16 protein-coding genes and 2 pseudogenes are annotated in these 18,781 nt (G+C 71.8%); 7 read left to right on the plus strand and 11 right to left on the minus strand.

Annotated elements, in window-relative coordinates:
• Positions 1-138: 138 nt before the first annotated feature.
• The 8 genes and pseudogenes from ABZ215_RS03650 to purD form a co-directional block, all read right to left on the minus strand.
• Positions 139-354: pseudogene (locus ABZ215_RS03650) on the minus strand (transglycosylase SLT domain-containing protein); the annotation flags it as partial.
• 1,680 nt (positions 355-2,034) lie between these two features.
• A pseudogene (locus tag ABZ215_RS03655) lies at positions 2,035-2,334 on the minus strand (WXG100 family type VII secretion target); the annotation flags it as partial.
• Position 2,335: 1 nt separating this feature from the next.
• The gene (locus ABZ215_RS03660; RefSeq protein WP_235716251.1) at positions 2,336-2,680 is read right to left on the minus strand and encodes a hypothetical protein; all 345 of its coding nucleotides are present in this window, start codon (positions 2,678-2,680) and stop codon (positions 2,336-2,338) included.
• 67 nt (positions 2,681-2,747) lie between these two features.
• Positions 2,748-3,479, minus strand: a complete 732-nt coding sequence (locus tag ABZ215_RS03665) for an ESX secretion-associated protein EspG (protein ID WP_354947541.1) — start codon at positions 3,477-3,479, stop codon at positions 2,748-2,750.
• A complete protein-coding gene (locus ABZ215_RS03670; protein WP_354947543.1) occupies positions 3,476-5,095 on the minus strand; it encodes a PPE domain-containing protein in 1,620 nt (539 codons plus the stop codon). Before ABZ215_RS03670 ends, ABZ215_RS03665 begins: the two co-directional genes overlap by 4 nt.
• Positions 5,096-5,103: 8 nt before the next feature.
• Complete coding sequence (locus tag ABZ215_RS03675; protein ID WP_354947545.1) at positions 5,104-5,685, minus strand: DUF3558 domain-containing protein; 582 nt, start codon at positions 5,683-5,685, stop codon at positions 5,104-5,106.
• Entirely contained in the window at positions 5,669-6,079 is a 411-nt protein-coding gene (locus ABZ215_RS03680; RefSeq protein WP_017985721.1) for a type VII secretion target, read from the minus strand. Before ABZ215_RS03680 ends, ABZ215_RS03675 begins: the two co-directional genes overlap by 17 nt.
• 64 nt (positions 6,080-6,143) lie before the next feature.
• Positions 6,144-7,427 carry a phosphoribosylamine--glycine ligase gene (gene purD, locus ABZ215_RS03685; protein WP_020423318.1) on the minus strand — a complete coding sequence of 428 codons (1,284 nt, stop codon included), beginning with the start codon at positions 7,425-7,427 and terminating at the stop codon, positions 6,144-6,146.
• A 140-nt stretch (positions 7,428-7,567) separates the two neighbouring features.
• Between purD and ABZ215_RS03690 the strand changes: the two genes are divergently transcribed.
• From ABZ215_RS03690 to ABZ215_RS03700, 3 genes are all read left to right on the plus strand, one after another.
• Positions 7,568-8,662 carry a glycerophosphodiester phosphodiesterase gene (locus ABZ215_RS03690; RefSeq protein WP_354947548.1) on the plus strand — a complete coding sequence of 365 codons (1,095 nt, stop codon included), beginning with the start codon at positions 7,568-7,570 and terminating at the stop codon, positions 8,660-8,662.
• Between the two features lie 199 nt (positions 8,663-8,861).
• Positions 8,862-10,394 carry a DHA2 family efflux MFS transporter permease subunit gene (locus tag ABZ215_RS03695; protein ID WP_020423316.1) on the plus strand — a complete coding sequence of 511 codons (1,533 nt, stop codon included), beginning with the start codon at positions 8,862-8,864 and terminating at the stop codon, positions 10,392-10,394.
• An 845-nt stretch (positions 10,395-11,239) separates the two neighbouring features.
• On the plus strand, positions 11,240-12,892 hold the full coding sequence (locus ABZ215_RS03700; protein ID WP_237335528.1) for a Na+/H+ antiporter: 1,653 nt from the start codon (positions 11,240-11,242) through the stop codon (positions 12,890-12,892).
• Here ABZ215_RS03700 and ABZ215_RS03705 read toward each other — a convergent pair.
• The gene (locus ABZ215_RS03705; RefSeq protein WP_354947550.1) at positions 12,873-13,751 is read right to left on the minus strand and encodes an LLM class flavin-dependent oxidoreductase; all 879 of its coding nucleotides are present in this window, start codon (positions 13,749-13,751) and stop codon (positions 12,873-12,875) included. The genes ABZ215_RS03700 and ABZ215_RS03705 overlap by 20 nt on opposite strands.
• Before the next feature lie 73 nt (positions 13,752-13,824).
• On the opposite strand from ABZ215_RS03705, the gene ABZ215_RS03710 reads away from it, so the two are divergent.
• Complete coding sequence (locus ABZ215_RS03710) at positions 13,825-14,268, plus strand: MarR family transcriptional regulator (RefSeq protein WP_354947553.1); 444 nt, start codon at positions 13,825-13,827, stop codon at positions 14,266-14,268.
• A 13-nt stretch (positions 14,269-14,281) separates the two neighbouring features.
• On the opposite strand, the gene ABZ215_RS03715 is transcribed toward ABZ215_RS03710, so the two are convergent.
• Positions 14,282-15,193, minus strand: coding sequence for a TIGR03564 family F420-dependent LLM class oxidoreductase (locus tag ABZ215_RS03715; protein ID WP_354947555.1), 912 nt, complete (start codon positions 15,191-15,193; stop codon positions 14,282-14,284).
• Between the two features lie 95 nt (positions 15,194-15,288).
• On the opposite strand from ABZ215_RS03715, the gene ABZ215_RS03720 reads away from it, so the two are divergent.
• Positions 15,289-15,783, plus strand: a complete 495-nt coding sequence (locus tag ABZ215_RS03720) for an OsmC family protein (RefSeq protein WP_354947557.1) — start codon at positions 15,289-15,291, stop codon at positions 15,781-15,783.
• A 78-nt stretch (positions 15,784-15,861) separates the two neighbouring features.
• On the opposite strand, the gene ABZ215_RS03725 is transcribed toward ABZ215_RS03720, so the two are convergent.
• Entirely contained in the window at positions 15,862-17,148 is a 1,287-nt protein-coding gene (locus ABZ215_RS03725; protein ID WP_020423309.1) for an adenylosuccinate synthase, read from the minus strand.
• A gap of 138 nt (positions 17,149-17,286) precedes the next feature.
• On the opposite strand from ABZ215_RS03725, the gene ABZ215_RS03730 reads away from it, so the two are divergent.
• Entirely contained in the window at positions 17,287-17,871 is a 585-nt protein-coding gene (locus ABZ215_RS03730) for a hypothetical protein (RefSeq protein ID WP_354947559.1), read from the plus strand.
• A gap of 96 nt (positions 17,872-17,967) precedes the next feature.
• Positions 17,968-18,600: an HNH endonuclease family protein gene (locus ABZ215_RS03735; RefSeq protein ID WP_027936665.1), complete on the plus strand. Its 633-nt coding sequence runs from the start codon at positions 17,968-17,970 to the stop codon at positions 18,598-18,600.
• Positions 18,601-18,781 lie beyond the last annotated feature (181 nt).

Genomic DNA, 18,781 nt, shown 5'->3' on the forward strand with positions numbered 1-18,781 from the left:
GTGCATATCACCTTGAGCCAGGGCCGCAAGGTTGGCATGTTCGGCCGCCGGAAAGCACGCAGGTTGCGGCCCTGGCTCAAGGTGATCGTCCAGTGTCAGGCGACGGGATGACCACCCAGCACGGGTTTTGTTCGCGGGCTAGTAGCCCTGGTAGCCGCCGCCTGCGGCCATTGCCTTCAGGCCCGGATGCCCCTCAAAGCCGCCGTACCGGCTGAACGTGTACCGCACTCCGGCGATGATGTTGTCGACCGGGTTGTAGATGTCGTCGTGGCCGGGCAGTTTGTGCGCGTTGAACGTCGAGTCGATGCACTGCATCAACCCCTTGGACGGGTGCCCCGCCGCGGCGTTCGAGTTGCCCGTGAGGAAGACGTGGTCGCCCTCGCGCGCTGTCCACGTGCCGAGGTCCGTCGTCACGCACCACACGTCACCGCGGCCGGCGTCCTCGGTCTTCAGGAACGCGCCGGTGATGATCGGGGTGTTGAGGTGCAGCGACGCTTCGGCCTGCCACGTCTCCGGTTTCGCCGCCCGCCGGGAGTGCAGGACGCGGGGCCGCTTCCCCGACAGGTAGGCGGCGAGCGTCGCGGCTTCCAGCACCGTGCCGGGTGCCTGGTACACCACCACGCGGCCGGCCGTCACCGTGCCTTCGGCGTCGACGAGAGCGTCGAGCCACGCGGTGCGCTGCTCCGCCGACATCGCCAGCACCTGCCGGACCGCGTCCGACTTCGGGTGGCCCGCCCGCGCGAGCAGGTCGCGGGCGTAGCCGGGGTCGAGCCGGAACTGGTGGCGCGGCCCGCAACCACCCCGGTCGTCGACGTACACGGCGTGCGGCACTCCGGCCAGCAGCTCACGCAGCTTGGCCACCATCGGCGGCTTCGACTGGGCGATCGACATGCTGGGCCGGTGCAGGCGGGTCTCCACGTGCCCGTCCCCGGCGATCCAGCCCAGGATGGCGGCCTCGCGTTCGGTGACGTCCAGGCAGGACGGGGTGTCGGCCGGTGCGGCGAGCAGCAGCCGGTCGCGGCTGGTGAGTTCGCCGCTCGTGACGAACCGGCCGTCGGTGGTGTGCACGTTCCGCTGGGCGCCCGTCGCGATGTCGTGCACCTTCCGGCGGTGCACCGCGACCCCGTTCGCCGGTTGCACCCGGCCGCGCGGCTCCCAGCCGCACTCCGGGCAGCGCACCGGCAGGTCCGGTCGCGTCACGTGCACGCGGGGGAAGCTCAGCCAGCGGTGGTTGGGCGTCGTGCGGGCGGACCAGCGCGAGTTGTGCAGCCGGACCAGGTGAGCGTCCGCGTGGTGCACCACGCGCGTGATGCGCGTCCACCGGCTGCGGCCCGTCTCCGGGTCGTATCCGATCGTCTCGTCACCGGTCCGGACCTCGTCGTGCTTCAGCCAGCCGCGCCGGGTCAGGATCATCGTGTCCAGCGGTACGCAGTCCCAAAGGTTTATCGCGTTGGGATTGCCGCTCGACTCCTTTTCGATGATCGTCCAGATCTTGTCGATGTCCGCTTCCGTGACCGGCACTCCGGCGGCCTGCAGGATGCGGATCGCCTCTTCGATCCACTGCCGCACGTTGCCAGGGGGCTGGCTGCTCGGCGGTCCGCCGCTCGGGCCCAGACCGCCGCCACCACCCGCGCCGCCACTGCCGCCACCGCCGCCGGAGCCGGAGCGCAGTCCGCCCGTGCTCTTCATCGTCTTCGGCTTGCCGCCCAGCGGGGGCACCGACGCGTACCCGCCCTGGACCTCCTTGCGCACCAGGCCCATCACCCGGTTGATCTGCTCGTTCGCGCTGCTCAACAACCCCTGGATCTGGTCCCGGGCACCGGCCGCGATGCCGCTCGTCTTCTGCGCGTTCGCGGCCATGATCTCGGCCGACGTGGGCGAGGGCATCGTGGCGCCCGGTTTGCCCTCGCGTACCTCGCGCTCCATCGCCTCGGCCGCGTTCGCGTTCGTCACCGCGTCGCTGTTGGCCTTCTCGATGTCCGTCTGGGCCTGCTGCCTGATCGTGTCGATCCGGCCCTTGACGTCGGCCAGCGACGTCTGCAGACCGGACAACTCCCGCGCGACCTCGTCGAGGTGGTCGTTGACCTTCTTGCCCGCGTCGCCGATCTGCTTGACGTAGGCGAAGAACGCGTCGGCCGCGGGGCCGGTCCACGTGCCGCCGCCCAGCGCCGCGGTCGCGTTCCGCAGCGCCACCGAGTGGTCCGCGGAGTCCTTCGACGCCTGCGTGAACTGGTCCGCGACGGCCTGGATCCCCGCCGGGTTCAGCTTCTCGACCTGCTGCGCGCGGGCCACCACGTCGTTCCATTCGGGCGGCATCCCCGGTGCGGCGACCATGTCAGACCTGCAGGCTTCCGTCCTTGACGGTCACGCTGTCGCGCGCCGCGTCGTCGGTCTCGCGCAACGCCCGCGCCGCGTCGCGCAGGGCGCTGCCGGTCGACCTCATCAGCTCGGCAGCCGCGTCGAACTGCTTGTGCACGCCGTCGCGCAACGACCCCAGCGCGTCCACCATGCCGTCCGACGGGTGCTCGCCCGGCTCCAGCTCGTCCGGGCGCTTGATGGCGCCGAACGGGTTCTCCCCGGTCACGCCCGTGACCTTGTCCTTGGCTTTCTTGAACTGCTCGTGGATGGCCTCGACCTGCCCGGCCACATGCTCCAGCGAATCCGGATCACTCTCAGGCACGTCGCTCACTGTAGGACGGTTGTCGCAGCCTGTACGCGGAATCCGCCAAGTTCCACCATCCGGTGGTTCACGCTTCGTCGAGCAGCTCCGCGACCCGGCTGACCAGCAGCTGGTTGTCCGCGGGCGCGACCGTCGCCCAGTCCTGCCCGCCCACCTGCAGCAGGTACCGGCCCGCGTCGGTGTCGTAGAACGCGACCACCCGGCCCGCGCGCCGCCCCTCCCGCTCGACGCCGAACTGCCCGCGGGTGGTCATCCCGACCAGCATCCCGGCCAGCTCCTGCGCCTCCCACAGCTCGACGCCCCGGTCCTCCAGCGCCGTGACCAGCGACTTCGGGTCGCCCTTCGCGTCCGCGTCGGCCGCCCGCAGCGTGCTGTGCGGCAGGCTCACCGAGTGCCCGACGCCGGCCGGCTGCTCACCGGCCACCGACACCGCCGACTCGGCCAGCGCGTTCGGCCGCGCCGGGATCAGCCACACCTCGCCCGAGTCCACCACCGCGAGCAGCGCCTGGCTGCCGTTGGACACCGCGAGGCCGCGGATCTCCCGGTCCGTCCACACCCACACGTCGATCGCGACCTGCGGGTTCGCCAGCAACGTCGCCATGTCGACGATCTCGCCGACCGCCCGTTGCCCGCGCGCGAGCCCGCGGTCGGCGAGCATCTCCCAGGCGCGGCCCGCGAGCTGCCGCCGCTCGGTGTGGGTGCGGCCCGGGCTCGGCACCCGCAGCGCCGGGTGGGCGCGGGGCAGCCGCAAGCTCTCCCACAGGACGTCGAACTCGAGCGTCGTCAGGACGAGGCTCATCGGTCGCCGATCGTGTCCGGTGAGACGTCCCGCCGGTCGGTGAACAGGTCGTTGTCGTCGACACCGAAGCGGCGGACGTGCTCGGCGTCCTCCTCGCCGTCCTGCGGTGCGGCGGGTTCCAGGATCGACCGGGTGGTCGCCGAGTCGGGGGTGTGGCCGCCGCGCCGGGCGAGGCGGGCTTCCTCCTCCTCGGGCAGGTCGTCGGAGGGGATCTGGTGGATGCGGTTGCCCGCGGTGTTCCGCCCGACGCGGCTCTGCCGTTCGCCCTCGCCCGCCAGCGCCCCGCTCGCCCCGGCCGCGCCGAGCGCGGGGGCGGCCTCGGCGAGCCCGCTGAGCCCGGAGGGCGTCCGCACGGCCGCGAACCCGGGGCCGACCGCATTGGGGGAGGTGGTGGAGGGTGGGATCGCGCCCGCGGAACGGCCCCTGCCGAGCGCTTCTTCGGCAGGTGTTGCCGCGCTTGCGCCGCCCGCGCCGCTTCCGCCCGCCGCGCCCGCGCCGCTTCCGGTGCCTGCGCCAAGCCCGGCACCCGGGCCGAGCCCGGTGCCGGGTGCGCCGGCCGCGGAGCGGCCACCGGCACCGTGGACCTGCCCGGCGCCCGGCTGCCCGGCGGAGCCGGGCCGGGCGCCTACGGCGGAACCACTGCTGGGAATCGCCCGGCCGCCGGTCGCAGCGCCGGACTGGCCACCAGTGTTCTTCGATTCAGGCGAAGCCGACGCCCGGCGTTCGCCTGCGAAGCCGGCTCCGCCGGGGGAACCAGAGCCGACGGCAACTGATCCGGTGGGCGCGGGCGCGGCGGGGCGTCCAGCGGTCGTCCCACCACCGGCGCCCGCCGGGGTGACCCCGGCCACCGAAGCACCCGCAGCCGGAGCGGCCGGCACGCCCATCGGCGGTGTCGGGGTGTCCACCCGCGCCGGCGTCACGTCCTTCGTGCCCTGGGCCTGGGTCGGCGCGGTGTCCGGCAGCGACGGCACCGGCGCCGACGCCCCGCCGATCCCCGCCACCACACCGGTTCCCGGCGCGGACAGCAGCGAGACCGGCGCCGGTGCGTCCACAGTGGACGTCGAGCCGAGGTAGTTGCCGCTGTCGTGGGCGTAGGCGTTGAGCGCGTCCACCGCCTGGGCCTTGGCCTCCTCGGCGATGCGCACGTCGGCCGCATGATCGGTCTCGAACCCGAACAGGCTGAACACCGTGTCGCCGAAGGTGTAGCCGCCCGCCTTGCGCAGGTCCTCCGGCGCGGGCAGCTTGTTCCTGGTCCGGGTGAAGGCCTCGGCCTGCTCGTACATCATCTGCGCGGCCTGCTCGACCTTCGCCGTGGCCTCACCGGAGAACCCGGCCTCCCGCGCGACCACCGACGACGCCTGCCCTGCGGCGCGGCTCTGCCACTCCACGCCGAGCGCTTTGAGCTGGGTCCGCAGCGCCTCTTCGGTGTCGGCGAGCGCGCCGGAGATCGACTTCAGCGCCTCGACGGCCCCGGTGATCCCCGACGGGCCCGCGCCGTCCCGGAACTTCTCCACTACCTGCGCGAGCTGCTCCGGCTGGTAGCCGTCGAACCGCTGGTCGCGCAGCTTCGCCACGAGCGTCGGGATGTCGTACTTGCTGCTGTCGAACGTGGCCACGCCACACCTCACTTCAGCGTTTCGAGCGTCTGGACGGCCAGCTTCGCGACGTTCGTCGCCATGTCGCACAGCTGCTGCTGGGTGAACGAGCGGTCGTCGGGCGCCATCTGGGCGCGCAGCGTCTGGCCCTGGGCGACGCCGACGAGCACCTCGCAGTCCTGGATCCCCTCGCTGGGCGCGTAGTTCACCAGCGCGGGGAACCCGGGCACCGCGACCGGCTGCTGGACCATGCTGGTCCGCCGGTGCGCGCCGGTGCGCCAGTCCTCGATGTCGGCGTTGCCGATGACCTCGAGGTAGTACGTGTACGTCGGCGGCCTGGCGTCGACGTCGAACGCGCAGGTCGGGCCGTCGCGCTGGGTGTCTTCGGGCAGCCTGCGTGGCGCGCCGTTCTCGCCGAGCCGGTCCAGCTGGGCGGACGTGAGCAGGGCGCACGGGTCGGCGTCCCGCAGCGGCAGCTCGCGTTGCCGGGCGGGCAGTTCGGGCGGCTGACTGCTCGGCCGCGTGGCGGGTCCGGCGACCCCGGACACGGTCGACGTGCAGCCGGACACCACGAGCGCGGCCGCGACGACCGTCCTAGGCAGGGCCGGCACCGCGGTCCCCCAGCGCGATGACCTTCTCCTCCTCACCGGCCTGGTAGGCCTGCGCGGCCTGCCGGAGCTGCGCGGCGAGGTCACGCAGGTTGCGGACGTAGGCCTGCACCCGCGCCGCGTACGAGTCTTCGCCGCGGGCCACCAGCCGGTTCCACGCGTCGGTGGCGGTGGTGCTGATGACGTCCTCGGCCGGCGCGGTGATGTTGAGGTCGATCAGCTTCTGCCGGATGCGGTCGTCGAGCGCGTCGGCCTGCTCGTTGACGACCTGCGCGACCAGCAGCACCTTGTCCGGGTCGACCCGCAGGTCGTGGGGCACCGACGGCACGGTCGCGCCGAGGGCGCCGAGCGTGGGTGCGAGACCCTGGCCGGCGCCGCGCAGGTCGTCCTCTGCCACAACTCACTCCCCGGGTACGGACGGTAACCGACCAGTTCCGGTAGGAAGGCTACCAATCCCGGGATCAGCTCGGGCCGGAATTCGCCGAAGCACCCGGCACGGTGATCTCGCCGCGAGCGGCCTTGAGCCCGATGTCGGTGCGGTGGTGCGAACCGGACAGGTGCACCTTCGCGACCCGCTCGTAGGCCTGGGCGCGGGCCGCGTCGAGGTCCTCGCCGACGCCGACCACGGACAGCACCCGGCCACCGTGCGAGACCACGGCGCCGTCGTCGCGGCGGCGGGTGCCCGCGTGCAGCACGCCCTCGGACTCGGCGCCGGTGATCACGTCGCCCGCGCGCGGCACACCCGGATAGCCGTCGGCGGCGATCACGACGGTGACCGCGGAGCCCGGGTGCCACTCCAGCGGCGGGTGCTCGGCGAGGGTGCCGGTCGCGGTCGCGTGCAGCAGCCCGGCCAGCGGGGTGGCCAGCAGCGCGAGCACGACCTGTGTCTCCGGGTCGCCGAACCGGCAGTTGAACTCGATGACCTGGGGGCCGTCGGAGGTGATCGCGAGGCCCGCGTAGAGCAGGCCGGAGAACTCGGCGCCGCGGGCGGCCATCTCGTCGACGACCGGCTGGACGATGTCGCGCACGATGTCGTCGACGAGGCCGGCGGGCGCCCACGGCAGCGGCGCGTACGCGCCCATGCCGCCGGTGTTGGGGCCGGTGTCGCCGTCGCCGACGCGCTTGAAGTCCTGCGCGGGCAGCAGCGGCACCACGGTGCGGCCGTCGACCAGGCAGAACAGCGACACCTCCGGCCCGTCGAGGAACGACTCGAGCAGCACCGGGTGGCCGCCGTCGAGCAGCTTCATGGCGTGCGCGCGCGCCGCGTCGCGGTCCGGGGTGACGACGACGCCCTTGCCGGCGGCCAGCCCGTCGTCCTTGACCACCCAGGTCGGGCCGAAGCGGGACAGCGCCTCGTCGAGCTTGGCCGGGTTGTCCACGATCTCGCTGCGCGCGGTCGGCACCTTCGCGGTGGCCATCACGTCCTTGGCGAACGCCTTCGAGCCCTCGATGCGGGCCGCGGCGGCGGACGGGCCGAAGACCGGGATGCCGGCCTTGCGGACGGCGTCGGCCGCGCCGGCGACCAGCGGCACCTCGGGGCCGATCACCACGAGGTCGGCTTGCCAGCGCTTCGCCAGCTCGGCGACCGCGGCCGGGTCGGCCACGTCGACGCCGAGCTGCTCGGCCAGCGCCGCGGTGCCGGCGTTGCCTGGCGCGCAGGCGAGCGCGGTGACGGCCGGGTCGTGGGACGCGGCGAGGAGCAGGGCATGTTCGCGGGCACCGGACCCGATGACTAGAACGCGCACAAGCCCTGAGCGTAGACGTTGACCTGCGCCACGCCCCGTTCACCCGCCCGCCAGCCCACCGTCCCCCGCCCGTGTGGCGGCCGTAGTCCGGGCCGGTGAGAGTGGCGCGGAGATCCCTTTCGTCCCCACAGGAGGTTCCCGTGCGGAGAAGACTCGCCGCCCTGGCGTTGTCCGGCCTGTTCCTGGTCGGCGCCGCCGGCGTCACCAGCGCGAGCCAAGCCGCCCCGGCTGACAAGGAGCGTGCCGAACCAGTGGTCGTCGGACACCGGGGCGCGCCCGGCTACCGGCCGGAGCACACGCTGGCCTCCTACGAGCTGGCCTACCGCCAGGGCGCCGACTGGGTCGACGTCGACCTGGTGCCCACCAAGGACGGCCAGCTCGTCGCCCGGCACGAGAACGAGATCGGCGGCACGACCGACGTCGCCGCCCACCCCGAGTTCGCCAACCGGAAGACCACCAAGGTCATCGACGGCGTCGCGCTGACCGGCTGGTTCACCGAGGACTTCACGCTCGCCGAGCTGAAGACCCTGCGTGCCACCGAGCGCATCCCGGACATCCGCCCGGACAACAAGATCTACAACGGCCGCTGGCAGATCGCGACCTACCAGGAGGTGCTGGACCTCACCAGGCGCCTCGGCCGCGAACTGCACCGCACGCTGGGCACCTACCCGGAGATCAAGCACTCCACCTACTTCGCCTCGATCGGCAACCCCACCGAGCCGAAGCTGGTCGACCTCCTCAACCGCAACGGCCTGAACAAGCGCAACGCGCCGGTGATCATCCAGTCGTTCGAGGTGGCCAACCTCAAGGCGCTGAGCAGGCAGGTGAAGGTGCCGCTGGTGCAGCTCACCTCGGCCAGCGGCGCGCCGGCCGACTTCGTCGCGAGCGGCGACAAGCGCACCTACGCCGACCTGGTCACCCCGGCCGGGCTCAAGGAGATCTCCACCTACGCCGACTACCTCGGCCCGGAGAAGGCGCAGATCATCCCGCGGACCACGGCGGGCGCGCTCGGCACGCCGACCTCGCTGGTGAAGGACGCGCACGACGCGGGCCTGAAGGTCGTGCCCTACACCTTCCGCAACGAGAACAGCTTCCTGCCGGTGAACCTGCGCTCGTCGGCCGACCCGTCGGCGTGGGGCAACGCCTTCGCCGAGCTGGACGCGTTCCTCGCCACCGGCATCGACGGCCTGTTCGCCGACCAGCCGGACACCGCGCTGGTCGCCGTCGGGTCCTGAGTGGACGACGCGGGCACGGCCACGGGCCGTGCCCGCGTTTTCGCTTTCCGCTGAAGTGATCCCGACCACTCGAAAAGTCTTCGCGTCATAGCCTGTCGCCCGGCTAGTCTCAGAGTGGACTGAGGGGGATTTGCGCTTTTCTTCGGGGTTTCCTCCTGCGGTCGGCCCTGCCCGCTCGTAGACCTGGACGGACCACTTCATGACCACTGCTTCGGAACCAAGACCCGCGGACGCCGACAAACTCGACAGCGCGGTGCTGAAGGTCGCTGCCGTCGTCGTGCTCGGCAGCGTGATGGCCATCCTCGACACCACCGTCGTCAACGTCGCGCTCCAGGCGCTGACGCTGGAGTTCGAGACCTCGTTCGACACGATCCAGTGGATCGCGACCGGGTACATGCTGGCGCTGGCCACGGTCATCCCGGTCACCGGCTGGGCGTGCGACCGGTTCGGCACCAAGCGCCTCTACATGCTGGCGATCACGTTCTTCCTGGTCGGCTCCGCGCTGGCCGGTGCGGCGTGGGACATCGAGTCGCTGATCGTGTTCCGGGTCCTGCAGGGCCTCGGCGGCGGCATGCTGATGCCGGCGGGCATGACGATCCTGACCAAGACCGCGGGCCCGCACCGCGTCGGCCGCGTGATGGCCGTGCTCGGCGTGCCGATGCTGCTCGGCCCGATCGGCGGCCCGATCCTGGGCGGCTGGCTGGTCGACTCGGTGAGCTGGCGGTGGATCTTCTACATCAACGTGCCGATCGGCATCGTCGCGATCCTGCTCGCGTGGCGGCTGCTGCCGAAGGACGAGCCGCGCCCGGCCGAGAAGTTCGACTTCGCCGGCATGGTGATGCTCTCGCCCGGTCTCGCGGCGCTGATCTACGGCGTGTCGAACATCCCGCACCACGGCGGCGTCGGCGCGACCAACGTGTGGCTGCCGGGGATCGTCGGGATCGTGCTGATCGTGGCGTTCATCGTGCGGGCGCTGAAGGTCGCCAACCCGCTGGTCGACCTGACCCTGTTCCGCAACCGCACGTTCAGCATCGCGATGGTGACCATGACCCTGTTCATGATCGCCTTCCTCGGGTCGATGCTGATCCTGCCGACCTACTTCGTGCTGGTGCGCGGCGAAAGCGCGCTGCAGGCCGGTCTGCTGCTGGCGCCGCAGGGCATCGGCGCGATGATCACCATGCCGATCGCGGGCAAGCTGGTCGACAAGATCGGCGCGGGCAAGGTCGTGCTGCCCGGCATCGTGCTGATCATCGCCAGCGTCGCGGTGTTCACGCAGGTGGGTGCGGACACGTCCTACCTGCTGCTGATGGGCGCGCTGTTCGTGATGGGGCTCGGCATGGGCATGAGCATGATGCCGATCAGCACCGCGGCGCTGCAGACGCTGACGCAGCGCACGGTGGCGCGCGCGTCGACGGCGATGAACATCGTGCAGCAGACCGCCGGTGCGGTGGGGTCGGCCATCGTGTCGATCATCCTGGCCAGCCTGCTCGCCGGGAAGTTCGGCGTGGCGACCAGCGAGGGCCAGCTCGCCGCGACGGCCGCGCTGATGAACCCGGCCACGCACGACGCCGCGGCGGTGGCCAGCGCGGACGCCTTCGCCTCGACGTTCACCTGGACGCTGGTGCTGGTGGCGCTGTGCCTGATCCCGGCGCTGTTCCTGCCGAAGAAGCCGGCGCTGCCGCCGGAGGAGGACGCCGCCGAGGGCGCCCCGCCCGCGGTGATGATGCACTGAGGTTGTTCTGAGGAAGGGCCCGGGCAGCGCTGGATTGCTGCCCGGGCCTTTTTCGTGTGCGCGGCCGCGGGTTGTGCACCCGGGTGGGCGGGTTGTGCGCTCGCGTTGGTGGGTTTCGCGCCTGGGTGGGTGGGTTGCGCGCTCGGGCTGGCGATTCCCGCACCCGGGGGCGGCGAGTCGTGCACCTGGGCTGGTGTGTCGCGTACCGGGGCTGGCGGTTCTGCATCGGGGGCGGTGGTTTCGCGTGGGGCGGCGCGTCGCGCACCCCGGCTGGCGAATCGCGCACCGGGGGCGGCGAGTTGTGCACCGGGGGCGGTGGTTTCGCCGGGGGGCGGCGAGTCGTGCACCCCGGCAGGCGAGTCGCGCACCGGCGCCGGCGATTGCGCACCGGGGCCGGTGGTTTCGCGCCGGGCGGCGGGTTGTGCACCCGGGCTGGTGAGTCGCGCACCGGGGGCGGTGGTTTCGCGTGGGGGCGCGTCGTGCACCTGGTTTGGTGTGTCGCGCACCGGGGCCGCCGGTTCCGCGCCGGGGCCGGTGGTTTCGCGTGGGGGCGCGTCGTGCACCCCGGCTGTTGAGTCGCGCACCGGCGCCTCCGATTCCGCGCCGGGGCCGGCGGTTCCGCACGGGGCGGCGAGTCGCGCACCCGGGGTCGCGCGTTCCACGTTCGTGCCCGCGAGTTCCCCGCCCGGCCCGGCGATTCAGCGCTCACTCGCGCGAGTCCCGCGCTCGCGGCAGCGAGTTCCCGCTCACCCCGCGAGTCCCCTCACCCTGGCGAGCCCTGCGCTCGCCGCCGCGGGCATGTCACTCACCGGGTGGAGCGCGGCTCGCTGGGTAAGCATCTACCCATGGAGCTCCTGACCTTGATGGGCGTGCTCGCCGGCGCGCTCGGTCTCACCGCGATCGCCCGGCGGTTCAACCTCTCGGCGCCCCTGCTGGTCGTCGTGGCGGCGCTGGCCGTGTCGTTCATCCCGGGCGTGCCGCGGGTGCAGATGGAGCCGGAGCTGATCCTCACCCTGGTCCTGCCGCCGCTGCTCTACTCCACCGCGCGGGAGAGCTCGTTCGCCCAGTTCAAGGCCGCCGCCCGGCCGATCATCGGGCTCGGCGTGGTCCTCGTCGTCGTCACGGCGCTCGTCGTCGGGTTCGTCGTGCACCTGCTGCTGCCGGACCTGCCACTCGCCTCGGCGTTCGTGCTGGGCGCGGTCGTCGCGCCGCCGGACGCCGTCACCGCCGCCGCGATCGGCCGCCGCCAGCGCCTCCCGCGCCGCCTGATGACCGTGCTCACCGGGGAGAGCCTGGTCAACGACGCCGCCGCGCTGACCCTGTACAAGATCGGTCTCGCCGCGGTGCTCGGCGCGGCCGGGTCGCTCGGCCACGGATTCCTGGTGTTCCTCGTCGCCGCGGTGCTCGGGATCGGCGTCGGGCTCGCGGCGGCGGTGCTCGTCTCCTACATCCGGCGCAAGCTCGACGACCCGCTGATGGAGTCGGTCTTCGGCATCATCGTGCCGTTCGCCGTGTACGTCGTCGCCGAGCACCTGCACCCGTTCTCCGAGGACTTCAGCGGTTCGGGCGTGCTCGCGGTGGTCGCCGCCGGGTTGTACCTCGGTGACAGGTCGTTGTACGCGGGCTCGGCCACGCGGGTGCAGGACTCGTCGATCTGGGCGTCGCTGGACGTGCTGCTTGAAGCGCTCGTGTTCGCGTTGATGGGCCTGCAACTGCCGTTCGTGCTGGAGAGCGCCAACGAGAACGCGCGCGGCAACTGGCAGCTCTTCGCTGCGGCGATCGCCATCCTCGCGGTCACCATCGCCATCCGGTTCCCGTACGTGTTCCTCAACGCCTACCTGCCGCACGCCCTCAGGCTGTTCGGCCGCGAACGAGAACGGCCGCCGACGCGGAACCTCCTCGTGTTGTCCTGGGCGGGCATGCGCGGCGTGGTGTCGCTCGCCGCGGCGGCCGGTGTGCCGCTGACGACCCACGCCGGGCAGCCGTTCCCCGGCCGGGACGAGATCCAGCTGTTCGCGTTCGTCGTCGCGATCGGGACCGTGCTGATCCAAGGGCTCACCCTGCCGGCGGTGATCCGCAAGCTCGGCGTGCACGACAAGGACGACGCCGAGCAGGACGCGGAGGAGGAGATGGCGGCCCGCGAGGCGGCGATGCACGCGGCCTTGGCCCGGCTCGACGAGCTGGCCCCGGAACTGTGCCACCGGCTCGACATCCCGCCGGAGAAGGCCGACCGGCTGGTGAACCGGTTGCGGGCCCTGGTCGAGACCCGCTACCGGGGAGCCGTCGCGGCGATCTCGCTCAGCGCCGAGGAACGCGAGTCCAGCCCGCACGCCGCGTTCGTGCAGGCGCGCCGCGAACTGCTGCTCGTGCAGCGCGAGACGATGCTGGAGCAGCGGGCCGAGGGCAAGCTCGACGACGAGGTGCTGCGCAAGGTCCTGCGCGAACTCGACCTCGAGGAGCTCGCCCTGTCGGACACCCTCACGGCACGGCTGTCGTGATCTCGTCGACCAGCCACCGCGCGGCGCCCGGCGGGTACGGCGCACGCAGGCTCAGCACGATGTGGTCCACCCCGGCGTCGGCGAGCCGCCGCACGAGATCGCGTGAGCTCGCCGGGTCGTCGTAGGACACGATCAGCTGCACGGACCGCTCGATCTCGCGTGGATCGCGGCCGATCTCCGCGCAGTGCCGGTCGAGGACCCGGTTCCGCTCGGCGACGAACTCGACGCTGTTGTGCGGCGGCCCCGGGATGTTCCACGCGTCCGCGTGCTCGGCGACCAGCCGCAGCATCCGGGTGCCCCAGCCACCGATCAGCAGCGGCGGTCCCGGGCGCTGCACCGGCTTCGGCTCGTTCCGCGTGCCGGTCAGCGTGTAGTAACGCCCGTCGTAGTCGAAGCGGTCCCGCGTCCACATCAGCTTGAGGATCTCGATGCTCTCCGCGAGCCGGCCAAGGCCCTCCGCGGGTGACACGAGGGTCAGTCCGTAGGCGGCGTACTCGGCGATGGCCGGGTTCTCGCCGGGGATCCCGCCCGCCCCGGCCGGCTGGTGCGTGCCGCCCGCGCCCAGCCCGACGACCAGCCTGCCGCGGGACACGACGTCCAGCGTGCTGGTGATCTTGCCGAGCATCGCCGGGTGGCGGAGCCGGGTGCTGGACACCAGCAGCCCCAGCCGCAGCCGCTCGGTCTGCGCGGCCAGGGCGGTGAGCAGCGTCCAGCCCTCGTGGACCGGACCGTCGGGGGGCCCCGCGAGTGGCAGAAGGTGGTCCCAGAGCCAGGCGTCCTCGATCTGCGGCAGGCCGTCGGCTTCCTGCCAGACCCGCAGGATCTCGTCGTAGGAGACGTGCATGGGAGTTGTTTTCATTCCGAAGCGCACATCGTCAATCTAACAGATGATCAGCGCTCCTGACGATCAGTTTTTCGATAGGCTGCGTGCCATGGCGGGTGATCCTCCCGAGGTGCTGACCGGGCGGCTCGGCTACCTCCTCAAGCACACGCAGCTGGCGTTGACCGCGGCGGTAGCCCGCGCGCTCGAACCGTTCGGGCTCGACGGTCGTGAGCTGGCGGTGCTGGCCGTGCTGGCGGCCGAGTACCCGCTTTCCCAGCTCGCCGCAGCCGAGCGGCTCGGCGTCGACCGCACCACGATGGTCGCGCTGGTGGACGTGCTGGAGGACAAGGGTTTCGTCGAGCGGCGCCGCAGCCAGGAGGACCGGCGGAAGAACATCGTCGAGCTGACCGGCCTCGGCCGCGAAACCCTCGACAAGGCCGAGCGCGCGCGAGGCGAGGTTGAACGGGAGTTCCTCGCCCCGCTCGGCAAGGCGGGCGCCGATCGCCTCGTCGGCGATCTACGCACCCTGCTCACCGCAGATCGGCGATCCTGAGCGGCAGGTCGCATCACTTCCCGGACAGCTCGCCCAGCAGCCGCCAGGTGCGCCGCTGGTCCTCCGCGCTGCCGAGGTCCGTCTGGGTGAAGACCACCTCGGTGGCCCCGGCGTCGAAGTAGCGCCGGATCTCGGCCGCGACGGTCTCCTCGTCGCCGATCACCGCCAGCTCACCGGCACGCGAGGCGCCCGCCAGGCCGATGACCCGCTGGTAGGACGGGATCCGCTCGTAGAACGCGAGCTGCTCGACGGCGTTCGCGCGCACCCGCTCGGCGTCGGAGGTGACCACACCGGCGACGAACGCGACGACCCGCGGCGCGGCGGCCGACGCGGCGGTGATGGCCGGGACGATCTCGCCTGCCAGCACCTTCGGCCCGGCCAGGTAGGGCAGCGTGCCGTCGGCGAGTTCCCCGGTCGCCCGCAGGGCCTGCGGCCCCATCGCGGCGACCAGCAGCGGCACCGGGCCCGCGCCGGGGACCGTGGCCGGCAGCGGCGGCACGGCGGTGAGGACCTCGCCGCGGAAGTCGGCGGTGCCGGTGGTGAACAGCTCGCGCAGCACGGTCAGGAACTCGCGCAGCCGGGCCACCGGACGCTCGTAGCTGAGGCCGAACGCGCCTTCCAGCAGGTTCTTCGCGCCCAGCGCCAGCCCGAGCTGGAACCGCCCGTGCGTGGCGGCCTGCGCCGTCTGGGCCTGGCTGGAGACCAGCAGCGGGTGCCGCCCGAAGATCGGGATCGCCGAGGTGCCGACGGACAATTCCGGCACCTCGCGCCCGACGACGGTCGCCAGCGCGGCGGCGTCGTAGTCGAACCGCTGCCCGAACCACACCGACTTCAGCCCGTCGGCGGCCACCTGCTTCGCCTGGGCCACGATCGCGTCGACGTAGTTGGTGTCGTCCGCGGTGGCCAGCGCCACTCCGATCCTCATGATCACCGGTAACGGCGACCGGGTGGCGTGGATTCCGCGTCCCAGCTTCTGGGAGCCCTCGCGCCGCGCGGGGCGCTCACGTCACCGTGATGACCATGTCGCTCACCGATGTCATCGAGGGAACCCGCCAGGCCGTCTCGGCCGATCCCGCCAACGCCGCCGTCTCGTTCACCGTCGACCACCAGCTGGTCGGCGGCACCGCAACCCAGGTCGACGTGAAGGTGCGGGACCACGCCTTCCGCGTCGACGAACCCGCGCCGCTGGGCGGCACGGACACCGCCGCCAACCCGGTCGAGTACGCGCTGGCCGCGCTCGGCTCGTGCCAGGTGATCACGTACCAGTTCTGGGCCGCGAAGCTGGGCGTGCCGCTGACCTCGGTGAAGGTCACCGTCGAGGGCGATCTCGACCTGCACGGCTTCTTCGGATTCAACGAGACCCGCCCCGGCTTCACCGACGTGCGGGTCACGGTCGACCTGGAGGGCCCGGCGAGCCGCGAGGCCTACGAGGACCTCAAGCGCCAGGTCGACGAGCACTGCCCGGTGCTGGACCTCTTCCGCAACCCGACGCCGACGAAGACCGCCCTGGCCTAGAGCGCCGCGCCGCCTTTTTCAGCGGCGAAGCCGCCTCAGGTTCCGCTACCCGCACCGCCCCGCAAGCCGTGGAACCACTTACAAGAATTCGTGGCGGACGATGGTCTGTTCGCGGCCCGGGCCGACGCCGATGGCGGACACCCGGGCCTGCGACAGCTCCTCGATCCGCTCCACGTACGCGCGCGCGTTCGCCGGCAGCTCCTCGAACGTCCGGCAGTGCGAGATGTCCTCCCACCAGCCGGGCAGCTCCTCGTAGATCGGCACGGCGTGGTGCACGTCGGTTTGCGTCATCGGCATGTCCTCGGTGCGGAAGCCGTCCACCTCGTACCCGACGCAGATCGGCACCCGCTCCAGGCCGGACAACACGTCGAGCTTGGTGAGGAAGTAGTCGGTGATCCCGTTGACGCGCGTGGCGTACCGGGCGATCACCGCGTCGAACCAGCCGGTGCGGCGCGACCGCCCGGTGGTGACGCCGAACTCGCCGCCCGCCTTGCGCAGGTGCTCGCCCATCGCGTCGTTCAGCTCGGTCGGGAACGGGCCCGACCCGACGCGCGTGGTGTAGGCCTTGAGGATGCCGAGCACGGTGCCGATGCGGCCCGGCCCGATGCCCGACCCGGCGCTCGCGCCGCCCGCGGTCGGGTTCGACGACGTCACGAACGGGTAGGTGCCGTGGTCGACGTCGAGCAGCGTGCCCTGCGACCCCTCCAGCAGCACCGTCTCGCCCTTCTCCAGGGCCTTGTTCAGCTGCAGCCGCGTGTCGGCGATGCGGTGCGCGAACTTCTCGCCCGCCGCCAGCACCTCGTCGGCCACCTGGTCGGCGTCGAGTGCCTTGCGGTTGTAGACCTTGACCAGCACCTGGTTCTTGAACTCCAGGGCCGCCTCGACCTTCTGGCGGAAGATCTTCTCGTCGAGCAGGTCCTGCACGCGGACGCCGACGCGGGCGATCTTGTCCTGGTAGCACGGGCCGATGCCGCGGCCGGTGGTGCCGATCTTGCGGCTGCCGAGGTAACGCTCGGTGACCTTATCGATCGCCACGTGGTACGGCATGATCAGGTGCGCGTCGGCGGAGAGCAGCAGGCGGCTGGTGTCCACGCCGCGCTTCTCCAGGCCGTCCAGCTCGTCGAGCAGCACGCCCGGGTCGACGACCACGCCGTTGCCGATCACGTTGGTCACGCCCGGCGTGAGGATCCCGGACGGGATGAGGTGCAGGGCGAAGTTCTCCCCGTTGGGGAGCACGACCGTGTGACCGGCGTTGTTGCCGCCCTGGTAGCGGACGACCCACTGGACACGGTCGCCGAGCAGGTCGGTGGCCTTGCCCTTGCCTTCATCGCCCCACTGGGCACCGATGAGCACGATGGCCGGCATGTGACACTCCAGGTATTCGGCAACAGGAAATTCAGCGCAGGCAAATGCCGGTGCATGAGCGTAACGGAGGACCCGGTGGCGCGGGGAACGGTGCTGGCTTGCGGGTCTGGTTCGTCACTCCTTCGCAACGAGCCGGGAGTGCGGGAAGTGCCCGCGCGCCCCGGCCGGAACGACGTGGATCCCCTGCTGGAGGGCACTTCCGGGGAGCCGTTGATCGTCGTCGGCACGGATGCGGACCTCGCCGCGGTCGTGGTGCGGATCATGCGGAAGAACCGGTTGGGGGACACGCCGGTGGCATACGTGCCGACCGATCCGGGCTCGCCGGCGGCGCGGCTGTGGGGGCTGCCGGCCGACCCGTCGGAGGCGCTCGCGCTCGCCCGGAAGGGTGAGCCGCGGCCGCGGGTGCTCGTGCGTGACGACAGCGGCGGAGTCCTGCTGGGTGAAGCGGTGGTCGGCCCGGTCACCGGCGAGGCTTACTGTGACGACACGGTCGCGTTCCGTGGCTCGGCGCGGTCGTTCGTGGTGCGGCCTGGCGCGGAGGGCGTCGACGTGCGGGTGACCCGGGGGTTGTTCCGGCGGGTAACCGAGGTGTCCGGGCGGGCTTGCCAGCTGGGCTGCCACCCGGCGGCAGTGGTGCAGAACGGGGTGCCGCACCCGCGGCCGGTGACGCGCTGGACCTGGTACCGGCACACCGAGGACCTGCTGGCGATCACTGATAGTTAACCTACTGTCGTCGGTAAATCACCCACAGGTATTGCTTTCGCCATCTTCATGTTCGACCTTCGGAGTGTCCTCACCGATCACCCGAAGGCGGCACCCATGCGCATCGCCCGAAACTCGCTGATCGTCCTCGGTCTCTCGGCCCTGCTCACCACCGGCATCGCGACCGGCACCGCGGTGGCGGAGCCGCCGAACATCCCGTCCGAGACCACGGCCCGCTCCGAGCTGGCGGCGCTGACCGTCCAGGCGGACGGCACGTCCACCGGCTACTCGCGCGACAAGTTCCCGCACTGGGACGACCAGGGCGGCAGCTGCAACACCCGCGAGGTCGTGCTGAAGCGGGACGGCACGAACGTCGTGACCGATTCCAGTTGCGCCGCCACGTCGGGCACGTGGAAGAGCCCCTACGACGGCGCGACCTGGACCGCCGCTTCCGACGTCGACATCGACCACGTCGTGCCGCTGGCCGCCGCGTGGCGGACCGGCGCGTCGGCCTGGACCACCGCCAAGCGCGAGGCGTTCGCCAACGACCTGACCAACCCGCAGCTGATCGCCGTGACGGACAACGTCAACCAGGCCAAGGGCGACAAGTCGCCCGACGAGTGGAAGCCTCCGCTCACCGGCTACTGGTGCACCTACGCGAAGATGTGGATCGACGTGAAGTACGAGTGGCAGCTGACCATCGACAGCGCGGAGAAGGCGGCGTTGACGGAGATGCTGGACCGCTGCTGAGCCAGGGATCGGCGGTGGGACGAGCGAAGATCGCGGCCCACCGCGCCGGGGTTGGGGCGGTGCGTCAGTAGCGCGGTGGGCAGCGTCCCGCGCGAGGGCCGGTCTGCCGGTGGTGAATGCTGGACGAGCCGGCCCCGGAACTGCAACCGGGACGTTCACGCCCGGGGCCGGTGGCAGGCCG

Source organism: Amycolatopsis sp. NPDC006131 (genome assembly GCF_040614175.1).
Taxonomy (GTDB): Bacteria; Actinomycetota; Actinomycetes; order Mycobacteriales; family Pseudonocardiaceae; genus Amycolatopsis_E; species Amycolatopsis_E tucumanensis.

Bases quoted from the DNA above. Each gene is read 5' to 3' on its own strand.
- ABZ215_RS03720 (WP_354947557.1), top strand. From the start codon at position 15,289: ATGTCGCTCACCGATGTCATCGAGGGAACCCGCCAGGCCGTCTCGGCC.
- ABZ215_RS03665 (WP_354947541.1), bottom strand. From the start codon at position 3,479: ATGAGCCTCGTCCTGACGACGCTCGAGTTCGACGTCCTGTGGGAGAGC.
- ABZ215_RS03710 (WP_354947553.1), top strand. From the start codon at position 13,825: ATGGCGGGTGATCCTCCCGAGGTGCTGACCGGGCGGCTCGGCTACCTC.
- ABZ215_RS03705 (WP_354947550.1), bottom strand. From the start codon at position 13,751: ATGAAAACAACTCCCATGCACGTCTCCTACGACGAGATCCTGCGGGTC.
- ABZ215_RS03695 (WP_020423316.1), top strand. From the start codon at position 8,862: ATGACCACTGCTTCGGAACCAAGACCCGCGGACGCCGACAAACTCGAC.
- ABZ215_RS03725 (WP_020423309.1), bottom strand. From the start codon at position 17,148: ATGCCGGCCATCGTGCTCATCGGTGCCCAGTGGGGCGATGAAGGCAAG.
- ABZ215_RS03715 (WP_354947555.1), bottom strand. From the start codon at position 15,193: ATGAGGATCGGAGTGGCGCTGGCCACCGCGGACGACACCAACTACGTC.
- ABZ215_RS03735 (WP_027936665.1), top strand. From the start codon at position 17,968: ATGCGCATCGCCCGAAACTCGCTGATCGTCCTCGGTCTCTCGGCCCTG.
- ABZ215_RS03700 (WP_237335528.1), top strand. From the start codon at position 11,240: ATGGAGCTCCTGACCTTGATGGGCGTGCTCGCCGGCGCGCTCGGTCTC.